The sequence below is a fragment of the Algibacter sp. R77976 genome (assembly GCF_044594645.1).
Classification (GTDB): domain Bacteria; phylum Bacteroidota; class Bacteroidia; order Flavobacteriales; family Flavobacteriaceae; genus Algibacter_B.
This window is the reverse complement of record NZ_CP138989.1, coordinates 2,687,686-2,699,880: the sequence shown is the minus strand read 5'-3', so window position 1 is coordinate 2,699,880 and position 12,195 is coordinate 2,687,686. Positions and strand designations below refer to the sequence as shown.

The following is a 12,195-nucleotide window of genomic DNA, read 5'->3' as shown; positions in this document are numbered from 1 at the left end:
TTTAATGAGTTATAAAACTACATAAATATTACTATCAACAATACTACTAAATTATTCATTTTTAATATTATATTATCCATTTATTCATGTCATTTTTATATTTTGAGTATTTTTGTATTAATGAAAATCCACCCTTTTAAAATACCTAAACCAGAAAATAGTGCATTAATTTATCAGGAAGATATTGAAGCTGTTTTTTATGATAAGTTGCATCAACATAACGAAATTCAGCTTAGCTTTATAGAAAAAGGAAACGGAACGCTATTAGTAGGTAATAATATTTCTAGTTATGTAGAAAATGATATTTTTATTATTGGCAGTAATTTACCACACGCTTTTAAAAGTGATAAACACGGTGTAACTGAATCTAGAATGTTGAGTTTATTTTTTACTGAATCTTCTTTTGGTGATACTTTTTTTGAATTGAGTGAATTTACAGAACTTAATCGTTTTTTTGTAAAATCGACACAAGGTTTGATTGTAAAAAATAATAAAAGTGAAATTATAGAATGCTTTAAAAAACTTAAAAAAGCTTCTAAGTTAGAACGATTTATTTTGTTTATAGAAATTTTAAAACACATTGCTAAGGCTAAATCTGAAATACTTTCGAGATTTGTTCATGAAAAATCTTACTCTGATATAGAAGGAGAAAGAATGCGAAACGTATTTGATTATACTATTGAAAATGCCCATAAACCAATTGACTTAAATACCATTGCTAGTGTTGCAAATATGACAAAAAACGCGTTTTGTAAATATTTTAAAAAACGCACTAACAAAACATACATTACCTTTTTAAACGAAATACGGGTGGAACATGCTACAAGGCTTTTGGAACAACAGATAGATTTACCAATTGTTGAAATAGCCGAATTATCAGGATTTAATAATTTATCTAATTTTAACAGGCAGTTTAAAAAAGTAAAGGGATATATTCCTTCTTATGTTAGGAAACGTGTTTAGTTTTGGGTTCTATTTTTAAAAGCTGGGTGCCAGATGTCTTTATATTCTGGCACTTTATTTTCCATCAGTTGTTTATGGATATGATACGTAACATGCATCCATGGTTTGCTCTCGTCCCATAATGGTGACATTAGTGTAGTTTCCCAACTATTGTATTTTGAAATAAGTTTTTCTAATTCTTCTGGGTTGCTTTTTGAGAGGTCTTTGGTTTCTCCCAAATCTGTATTCAAATCATATAGCACCGACCCATAATTATCAAGATGAATTAGTTTTAAATTGTCCATTCTAACAGCAGATTCTTCTAGTTTTCTCCAAAATAAAGTTTCATGTGGATTGCCTTGTTTTTCATCTTTCAAATATGGCAAAAGGTTTACACCATCCAACTCTAGATTTTCAGGTGTATCAATTTTAGCAGCCCTTAATGAGGTTGTAAAAATATCAAGCGACGATGTGAGTCCGTTAAAGGTTTTATCGCCTATAATCTGTTTAGGCCAACTTACGACGAAGGGCACCCGATGTCCGCCCTCAAATTTGTTTCCCTTCCACCCTTTTAGTTTACCTGTGGAAGATTGATTGTTATGCGCTCCCCCATTGTCGCTTAAAAAATAGATTAACGTATTATCTCGTTTTCCTGATGCTTCTAATATCTTTAATAGCTTGCCTATATTTTCATCTAAAGACCACGTCATAGCTGCCAGTTCTTTTCTTGGATGATTTTTAAATTTCTCTAAATCTTCCTTTTTCGCATGCATTGGTGTATGTACCGCATTGTATGATAGATACATAAAGAAAGGACTATCTCCGTTGTCTTCAATATATTTTACGGACTGATTCCCTAAAACATCAGTCATATAACCATCAAAAACTAAGCGCTCACCATTGTGCTGTAGCATTTTTTCTTTTGAAGGGTTTTCTAAAGGAAAATAAGAACGACTTCCAGCCAAAAACCCATAAAACTCATCAAATCCCCTTTGGTTGGGATGGTCGGTAGCGTCTTCGCCTAAATGCCATTTCCCTAAAGCATAAGTGTTGTAGCCGTTACTTTTAAAAACATCGGCGATGGTTACAACATTATCACTAAGCCCTATTCCTGCAGTGCCGTTAGCTTCAAAACCAAAGCGTTGTTGATATTTTCCAGTAATTAAACCAGCTCTTGAAGGTGCACAAACAGTAGCACTAACATGAGCATCGGTAAACACTACACCGCTTTTTGCTAAAGCATCAATGTGAGGCGTTTGTAAATCTTTGCTTCCCATAAAACCAAAATCTACGTAGCCAGCGTCATCAACTAAAACAATGATGATGTTGGGGTTTTGATTTTTTAAAACTTCATCTTCATGTTTTGATTTGCATGCAAGAACCAACATGAACATCAAAATCCAAATTAAAAAAAATCGATTCATTTATGAGAATAGTTAATTATTAAGTGTCACAATTGAATTGGGATAATACTATAAGAAAACGATTGCGCTTCTGCTTTAATTTGGTATTGTTCTAAAGGTCTTGTCCACCAACTGGTATCTCCTCCAACGCCCATTTGCTCTTTATCAATATTGATATTTACCAAATCTCTTTCTATAATATCTATAGTGTGTCGTTGCTGTTTGGTTTCCCCAGCATCAAAGTCTGAATTGTATTGATGATGGGCACTAAAACTTATTAGTTTAGGGCCTAAAATCTTAATACCTTTTCCTTGATTATCGGTAAAAGTTACCCAACGCACATCCGTTCTATATCCATTTTCTTGCGGTCTTATGTATGGAAAATACAATTCTGAAACCGAAGCTTTGTAATTACCAACAAATTGCGATGTTTTTCTATCTTGATAGTTTTCCAATGGCCCTCTACCGTACCAATTTACTTGATTAAATGCTTTACTGACAATAAAATTAGTTCCAAAACAAGGCAAATTAGGTAGCTCTTTTTTAACATCTAGTAATGTACTTTTAACCTTTATTTGTCCTGATGCATCAATTTTATATTCCATTTTGATTTTTGCGATATCATCAGGCAACTTATAATTTACTTCTAGGTTTATAGTATTTTCTTTGAAGCTTATATTTTCCTCTGAATACACATCAAAAGTTGATTTTTTGTTTTTCAAAAGCATGGAAATCAACTCTTTATTCTCGGTAGCCTTTTTCCAAACACCAAAATGTTTTGGCATGTTAAAACCGTAATCGTTATCTGTTGTTGCTCTCCAAAAATTAGTTGATATGCCTTTTTGAATTATATTTCCGTTACCGTAATCTAGACTTGATAACTCCCCTGATTTCTTATTAAAACTTGCCTTAAACGCTTTTGATTTAAAAACGATTTCATTTTTAGTTGTAGAAACCAATATATCATCTTTAGTATTTTCTTTGAATTTAGGCGTAAAAGCACCTGTTACAAATTGCGCTTTAGCTAAAGGAAATCCTTTTGTCAATAATGGTAATTGGTTATTGGTAGTCGCCAAAAAATTAAGTTGATATTCGTTTTTATCATAATCAATTTTTGGCAAATCAATTTGTACTGTTTTAGATTTTTCTGGAGCTAAGTCTAACACACCTAAACTTCCTGATGTTACTTTTTCGCCTTCTTTAAACAACTCCCAATCTATTTTAAAATGATTCAAATTGGTGAAAAAGTATTCATTAGTAATTTTTAGTGTTCCTGTTTTAAAATTAGCTTCGGAAAAGTGAATGTTTTGATATACTTTTTTAAGTTCTTCCAAACCCGGATGTGGCGTTCTATCTGGATTAACAATACCGTTTAAACAAAAATTGGCATCATGTTGTAAATATCCCGCACCAAAATCGCCACCATAACCCCAATATTTTTGTCCGTCTTCGGTCTCTGCTGCTAAACCTTGGTCAACCCAATCCCAAATAAAACCACCTTGTAACACGTCATATTTTCGAATAACATCCCAATAATCTTTAAAATTTCCTAAGCTGTTTCCCATAGCATGAGAATACTCGCATAAAATAAGCGGGCGCTTTGGATTATTTTCTGCATATTTAATTAACTGAGGAATACGGTCGTACATGGGTGCTTGAATATCGGTATTCTCATATTTTGTTGCACCTTCATATTGCGTTGGTCGTGTTGCATCGTGCTCTTTTAACCAATTATAAGTTGCAAAAAAATTATCCCCATTTCCTGCTTCGTTTCCTAAAGACCAAGTAACTATTGAAGGATGATTTTTATCTCGCTCAAACATTCGGATGGTGCGGTCTAAATGGGCTGCTTTCCAATCTTCACGATAGGCTGGATGCACTTTTTTTAACTCTGGTTTTTTATCTAAACCTTGGTTTGTAGTACCCATACCGTGGGTTTCTATATTGGCCTCATCAATTACATAAAAACCGTACTGGTCGCAGAGGTCATAAAAGAAAGGATTCTTTGGATAGTGGCTACAACGTATCGCATTGACGTTGTTTTGCTTCATTATCGTCAAATCCTTTAGCGTTAATTCTTTATCAACCACATGTCCCGTAGATTCATCATGGTCATGAAGGTTTACACCTTTTAGAAGAATTGGTTTTCCATTAACTAAAAACTGATTATTCTTTATAGCAATGTTCCTAAATCCAGTTTTTAACGTAGTGGCTTGTTCTACTTTACCGTTTTCATCTTTTAAAGCTATTAAAACGGTATATAGATTTGGTGTTTCGGCAGTCCACGGTTTTACATTTGGAACGCTTGTTTTAAAATCTATCAATTGTTGTGTTCTAGGTGAAATATTCATTTCTTTTTCCTCTGAAAAAACTGAAGTATCACCATCTAACAATTCAACATGAACACGTTTGTTCATACTTTCTTTGGAAATACTTTCAAAATCAATATTTAAAGAGAATTCGCCTTGCGTATAATTATTACTTAAATCACCATTACACCTAGTATCCTTTATAGATATTGGGTTTTCTGCTCGTAAATACACATCGCGTTCAATACCGCTTATTCTCCAAAAATCTTGGTCTTCAATATAACTAGCATCAGACCAACGCAACACTTGTACTGCAATTTGATTTTCTCCAGAAGTAATAAATTCCGAAATATTAAATTCAGCAGGTGTTTTACTGCCTTCATTATAGCCAACAAACTGTCCGTTGATGTAAACATACAATGCACCGCTAACTCCTGCAAAGTGTAAATACACAGATTTGTTATTCCAATCTTCAGGTAAATTAAAACTTCGTTTATAACTACCTACATTGTTCATGTTATGCGGTATGTAAGGCGGATTTTTAGGAAAAACATATTTAATGTTGGTATATACCGGCAAGCCAAAACCTTGCAATTCCCAATTAGAAGGAACAGTTATGGTATCCCATCCTTTTGTACTAAAATCGGTTTTATAAAAATATTCTGGTCTGCCTTGAACACTATCGGTGTAATAGAATTGCCATGTACCATTTAAGGACTTGTAAAAAGGTGATGCTGTCCATTCTTTATCTTGTAAGGCTTCCGTAATACTGGGGAAACTATAAAAAGTAGCTCTTGGTTCTTCCCTATTAATTTGAAAAATCTCGGGGTTTTCCCATTCTGGATTTCCCCAAACAGACGCTGTGTAAACAGGACGTTCCGTTGGTTCATTACATCCCAAATTAACACATAGACATAGCAAAGCACTTAATGCAAGACATAATAATCTTAATTCTATTTTTTTCATCTAGTTATAGATATCTTCTGCAGAAAATTTACCTTGTTTTTTATCTATTTTTATGGCTTTCAAATCTTCGATAGTTACTGTTTTTGAAGGTGAAAACGTATCACTACTCATATATTCTAACACACTGTGACGCAATTGTCTTGCTACTGGTCTTTCTTTTAAATCGCTTATTAAATCTATTGAAGAAAACACCAAAGTACCATTCCCCACTTTTGCTTCGAACAGGCTAGATAAATGATGATTGGTTACAAAATTATCAATAACCCTTACTATAGGCGTTACATCCAACTCATCCGTAATTACAGATTTTGAATTGATACATAAATCCCACCATTGCCAATTGGTATGTGTATCGGTTGGGAAATTATTAAAGGCTGCATGTGCTTTATCTACCATAACACCCATTGTTGCAGGCTGATTAGGGAAATGCACAGGACTCCAAAATACAGGCACAAATCGTCCTTGGATACCCTTTAATGATTTAAAATCTGGATTTAACAATACCTTCCCTCCTTTTTTAAGGGCTTGTTCTGCAACTGTAAAAGACGAGGTAACTACGATGTCGTTTTTAGTTAAACTCACATCTTTAGGATATACCCAAATAGGCCATGAATTCTTGTATTTTGTACCTTCTAAACTTACTTCTACTTTTAGTTTTTTGGCTTTATCTGTGTTAACTTCAAAAGCAATTTCACCTAAATTAGTATTATTACCAATAGCTAAATTAGCACCTTCAATTTTAGAACTCTTAACTACATTTCCAGCTTCATCTGTAATACTCCAATTCAAATTTTGATTTTCTAGCGGCTTAAAGAAATTAGCAACCTCAATTAAGGCTTTAAATGTTTCACCATTGTCGTAAACGGCTTTTTCAAACCTTAAAAGAGGTACCAACTCGCTATTAAACTGACTAAATTCTTCGGCTGAAATTACACCTTTAGATTCCCAAAACGCATTAAGTAAGCCTACCAATGCTGTACCTTGTCCAGGGAAATCTTGTAATTGTAATAATTGAAATCCATCAAAACTAGGTGTTTTCATGGCACGCTCTATTTCTTCTTTATATAAAATTGCCGCCAACTTGCCTGAGTTATGTGTAAAATCTGGAGCAAGGTCTAATAAGCCCTTTTTTTCCAAATCGTTTCTTACAGCAATAAAGTTTTTTGGTGCTAAAACACCGGTGTATTTTTCAATCTCACTCATGTCTGGATACACGGAGTATTGACCAATTTCATGAGAGATTAAAGGTGTTTTTATATGTTCGCTAGTAGCAGAATAGTCTGCATTAAAATGAGGAGATTTAGCATTAAAAATACCTTGTCCGCGCACCCATCCCTTATCTGTATATTGTGTGATAAAGAAATCATCTTGTGGTTGTGGTAGTTTCCCTAGAGTTGATTCCCTTCTATGTGGTTGAAAAGAATAAACAGTAGTGATGTACATGTGCCTATTATCCTTGGCTTTTAATTCTGCAACCATGGTGTTCAGTAAACTTTCATCGCCTTCCAACTCATTCCCTAAAGCCATAAAAAGAAATGAAGGATGATTACCGTAATCCTTGAGTATTTTTTGGCCTTCGGATTTTAAAAACTGTGTAGTTTTTTCATCTTCACCAACTTTTAAACTCCAATGTGGCAATTCTACCAGATAATAAAACCCTGCTTCATCAGCAGCTTCAAAAGCAGCTTTTGGTGGACACCATGAATGAAAACGCAAATGATTCAACCCATAAGCCTTGGCTTGTTTTATCAAAGTTGTCCATTCAGATTTTTCCATTGGTGGACGCCCCGTTAAAGGAAAAATAACACACTCTAAATTTCCTCTTAAAAATATGCGCTGGTTGTTTAAAGTAAGGTTTCCATTGTTATTCCCCACTACTTTATAACCAAAATCAGTACTTACAGTTCCTGTGCTTGTTGTTACTGAAACGGTATAAAGGTTTGGATTAAACTCATCCCACAGTTCAAGTGCTTCAGGTTTATCTAATCCTATTTCAAATACGTTGTTCGCTTTCGCTGAAACGGTTTGTTGTGCATTATAAATGTCTTCTCCATTCTTAGTTTCGATTTTCACTTCAACATTACCTTCAATCGCCTTTGGCTGTTCAAAAGTTATTTTCAAAGTTTTTAAATCCTGATTAGGATACACCTGAATATTATGAGGCTTATTGGATTTTGATGCACTAAGCGAAATATCGCCAATAATACCGTTCCATTTTATCTGTGTGTGATTGGTATAAGCGTGTGCCATATCTTGATTCACTTTAATTGGATATCGCGTTCCTGCCACATTTATATTCGGAAACTTGTTGGAATTATCAATAACAACCGTTAACACATGTTTTCCTGAACTTACTGTTTTAGGCAATTCGAAATTATGATTGCCTATAAGACTGTTTGCAGTCCCAATCATTTCGCCATCCAAATACACCGTAGATTCCCATAAAACGCGTTCTAGGTTTAGTGTAACGGTTTTATTCTCCCACGAACTAGGAATATCAATTTCTCTTTGATACCATGCTTTTCCAATATATTGATGCTTTCTTGCCAAATTTGACATGACATAATTATTGATTACTGGGGTTAACGTATCCGGAGTTCCTATACCTGCTTCATCTAAAGTAGAAGGTAAATTGATTGGGGTTCCTGAAAATGTTTTGGATGCCCAGTTATTATCAGTTCCTGTGTTTGTGGCGTCTAGTTTTACTTGCCATTCTCCAGATAAAGAAATATTATTAGTTTCAGAATTAGAACAGCTATGAATACTAATTATAAGTATAAAAAAAACGGATATTAAACGAAGTGTTTTCATATATGGAGTGATTTTAATGCTACTATGTTTAGTTAATTATTAGTTTTCCTTCGGAAAGCATAGTTGCTTTCTCAATCAATTTATAAAAGTAAATACCTGCTTCTAAACTGCCTTTTTTAACAATTATTTCTCGACTATTAATCTCATTAATTTCAAGAACCTCTTTTCCAAGCATATTATACAGAATTAATTTTCCGTTAGATAAGTTCTGAGGAAGTTTAAAGGTACATTGCGTTGAAAAGGGTACAGGATAAATTTTTAATTCTTTTCCTTTAAAGTTTGAATTTGACAGTGCCCCCGAAACATCTACCACAAATGTAGTTACAGAAAAAGCGGGTGCATTATACGCAATTTCTTTATTAGATAAAACGCCTTTTTCAGATACTGTATTTGTTGTTTTTTCTTCTGTATTCTCTCCCGTTGATGAATTGCCTCCAGAAGTTCTAAAGGTTTTAAAATCTACAATATTTGAAAAATTACTTAAATCAATATTGTAATTTCTTGCGCTGTTATTACTATTTACAACCACAAAAACCACTTCGTTGTTATCTGGACTCACTGCGGCTAAAGTATTCCCATTGTTTGAATTGATAATTTTATACCCTACTTTAATAAAATTAGTTACATTTTTACGACAGTAAAAGCCTCTAGTTTTATTAAGAACAGGTGTTTGATATGGATTATTTTCATTCCAATTAGTTTGGTGCAACATACCCCAACCATCATCGATAGACATCAATTGCCAATCGCACCAAACTGTCGCCTTTAAATTTCGCATATCTTCTACTAATCTATATGCAATATCATAATGTCTTTGCCACCAAGCTCCACCAGCTGGAGGTCTCCAACTTAATGGCCCTGTTTCTGTTTGCCAAATAGGCTTGTCTCCATTGTTTTTAGCAAATATTGCCAAGTCTCGTTTATCTTCCCAATTTCCGTTATAACTATGTGTCGTTAATTTTGCAAGACCATTATATGTATTAAAATTATTGTCTCTTAAAGTGGTTAAATTTGCTAATGATGATGTTATTTTAGAATTATCCGAGCCAGATAGTTTTATAAAAGGAATCTCTAAATCTATTTTTCTTTGCCACAATCTCCATAAAATTTGCGCTTGTGTTGCAGGATATATAGCAGACCCTTCTTGCTTCCCACCTTTTTTCCAAAAACCCGAAGTTGGCTCGTTAAAAGGAACGATGTAACTGATGTTCCAAGATGGATATGTTGTATTTAAACCTTTTGTTACAGATGCTAAATAATCAGCAAAATCGTCTATAAATTCAGGTTTTAAGTTTTCTGAAGTTCCGCTTACATTTCCGGCAGAACACTCTCCATAGGTCATCCACCAAGGTGGAGAATAAGAAATCATTTCTGTAATAATATCTCCTTTTGGCGCTCTTAAAGTAGCTATTTTGTTCATCACAGAAATCTGACGGACATCATTCGTTAAATCATAAGTTCCCCAACCTTCATTGTTGTTTTGTTGGCTTCTATAACCGGGCATTTTACCACCATCTTTTCTTATATGGTCGCCTTCTGTACAGTTAGGATTATCTCCACCGCCAATGTTAAACCTAAATACATTTAAGTTCAAATCATTTACGGCATAACTAGCAAGTTCATTCATAGATGCTTCTGGCATACCACCTGCAAGATTTGCCCACCAAGCTAGTGAAACACCCCAACCTTCAATAGTTTGATGTTCAATATTGGGGTCCACTATTACAGTAGTTTGCGATGTTGCCTTAATAGCATAAAAGCAAAATAGTGTACTCAAAACGTATTTTATAAATATAATCTGAAATTTCATAAAAGACTCAGTGTTTAACTTTATTAGTTTGGTTCTTTAGATTAGATAGTTTTTCTAATTTTTTGACTTTCCATAAAATCTTGACAAGCACTTTTTACATGCCAATTAAGCTTTTGGTTTTCAAGTAACTCAGATACCGTGGCTTCAAACGGCGCTCTATCTTCAAAATAAAGCATGTAATTAATGCTCATTAAAGCCAAATTCCAATTGTCATTTTTAGCAAAATTGTTTAAAACATCCAAAGCTTTTTTACTTTTGAATTTTTTATAAGAAATTGCTGAAATAGTTATAGCAACTGGAGGATAATCATCTTGAAGCGCAGCCATTAGTTCTTTTTCAAAAGGTTTCAAAAGGGATGTGTCCTGAGACATCAAACCGATACTTGCCCAATACCGAACTATGTTATCTTTATGCTTTAGCCATTTTATTTGTGCCTGAACAATTTCTTTTCCCTTTTTACCAGATAGAGATGCAACTTTGTAAATTTCATTAAAATTATACTTTGCATCATCCAAACGATATTGATAAGCCGTTTGTGTTTCTGATAGTTTCGCTATGTCATATTCTGGCATAAATAGTATATCCTTAGATTTTAAGACTGTGCTATCCATGTATTGTCTCATGTTCTCTAAAACGGATTTATATTTTGGATTTTCTGCCAAATTATGTTCTTCCCAAATATCGTTTTCAATATCATAAAGCACCTCATAAGGGCGTTCATCAAAAATGCGAGACTGAAATGCATTAAGCTTATTGTGCTTTAAATCCTTCCGCATGTGTTTGGTAATATCAGCTATTTCTAGATAATTGATATAGCGCACTTCTGGTATAAACGGCATATAGTTTCTTGAATAAACATACTTTCCATCGGTTACACTTCTTACCAAATCTAAACCATTATCCACCCTATCTGTTGAAAGTAACAATAGCTCATTCTTAGCTTTTGAAGTAGCGTTAAAAAGTTGTTTGCCTTTCATATATTCTGGCACTTCTCCTCCTAATAAGTCTATCATACTTGGACCTAAATCCTCAAAACTTATAAGGTCTTTAGTGATTCCTCCAGTTTCCCATGGCGACAAATGCTTGAATTTTTCTGGAAACCATGCTACGAATGGCACACGGTATCCTAAATTTATCCCATTGGTTTTTGCTCTTGGTATGCCCTCGCCATGGTCAGCATAAAAGAAAATAATGGTATCATCAATTAAGTTATCATCTTTTAGTTTTTGTAGCAATTCTCCAATTCTATTATCGGTAAGTTTAATAGAGTTATATACTCTTGCAAACTGTTTGCGCATTTCGGGGGTATCGTTATAAAAAGGCGGCATCCCAAATGCATCATCGGCTATTTTATCATCATCAGGAAGCTGATTCCAAACGTGCTTTTCATATTGCTCAAAGGTCCACGACATGGTTCTTGACTGATGCGATTCTGCAAAATTGAAAACCGAAAAGAAAGGCTGTCCTTCTTCTCTTCCTTTCCAAGTTGCGGTGTTAGAGCTTTCGTTCCAAGTTTCTTTTATAAAATTCTTTTCTTTGGCAATGTTGTAATCTGTTTTGGAATTATTGGTGGTGTAATACCCTAATTGTTTCAAATAAGATGGAAACCCTTTGATAAAATCTGGAATAGGATACTGACTTCTTTGATGTCCTGTACCCATTTTGAAGGTACGCGCACCTGTAATTATAGTAGACCTGCTTGCAGCACAAACGGTTCCCGTAGAAAATGCATTTGTAAAGCGAACCCCTTCTTCAGCCAATTTATCAATTACTGGCGTACTAGCGTTTTCATTACCATAACAACCTATAAATTGTGGCGATGTATCTTCAATGGTTATCCATAATATGTTAGGTTGTTCTTGGGTTTTAGTTTTGCAACCAACCCCAAAAACGAATAATATAGATACGAGTAATGAAAAACAAGGTCTCACTTCTTTATTTTTTTAGTATTTAT

6 protein-coding genes are annotated in these 12,195 nt (G+C 34.0%); 1 reads left to right on the top strand and 5 read right to left on the bottom strand.

Features of this window, described 5'->3' with window-relative positions; genetic code table 11:
• The first annotated feature begins 120 nt into the window (after positions 1-120).
• Positions 121-963, top strand: a complete 843-nt coding sequence (locus tag SJY43_RS11530) for an AraC family transcriptional regulator (RefSeq protein ID WP_396600892.1) — start codon at positions 121-123, stop codon at positions 961-963.
• On the opposite strand, the gene SJY43_RS11525 is transcribed toward SJY43_RS11530, so the two are convergent.
• From SJY43_RS11525 to SJY43_RS11505, 5 genes are all read right to left on the bottom strand, one after another.
• The gene (locus tag SJY43_RS11525) at positions 960-2,366 is read right to left on the bottom strand and encodes a sulfatase-like hydrolase/transferase (RefSeq protein ID WP_396600891.1); all 1,407 of its coding nucleotides are present in this window, start codon (positions 2,364-2,366) and stop codon (positions 960-962) included. The genes SJY43_RS11530 and SJY43_RS11525 overlap by 4 nt on opposite strands.
• A gap of 26 nt (positions 2,367-2,392) precedes the next feature.
• A complete protein-coding gene (locus SJY43_RS11520; protein ID WP_396600890.1) occupies positions 2,393-5,620 on the bottom strand; it encodes a glycoside hydrolase family 2 TIM barrel-domain containing protein in 3,228 nt (1,075 codons plus the stop codon).
• Complete coding sequence (locus SJY43_RS11515; protein WP_396600889.1) at positions 5,621-8,431, bottom strand: sugar-binding domain-containing protein; 2,811 nt, start codon at positions 8,429-8,431, stop codon at positions 5,621-5,623.
• A 28-nt stretch (positions 8,432-8,459) separates the two neighbouring features.
• Positions 8,460-10,208: a glycoside hydrolase gene (locus SJY43_RS11510; protein WP_396600888.1), complete on the bottom strand. Its 1,749-nt coding sequence runs from the start codon at positions 10,206-10,208 to the stop codon at positions 8,460-8,462.
• A 74-nt stretch (positions 10,209-10,282) separates the two neighbouring features.
• Entirely contained in the window at positions 10,283-12,172 is a 1,890-nt protein-coding gene (locus SJY43_RS11505) for a sulfatase-like hydrolase/transferase (protein ID WP_396600887.1), read from the bottom strand.
• Positions 12,173-12,195: the final 23 nt, after the last annotated feature.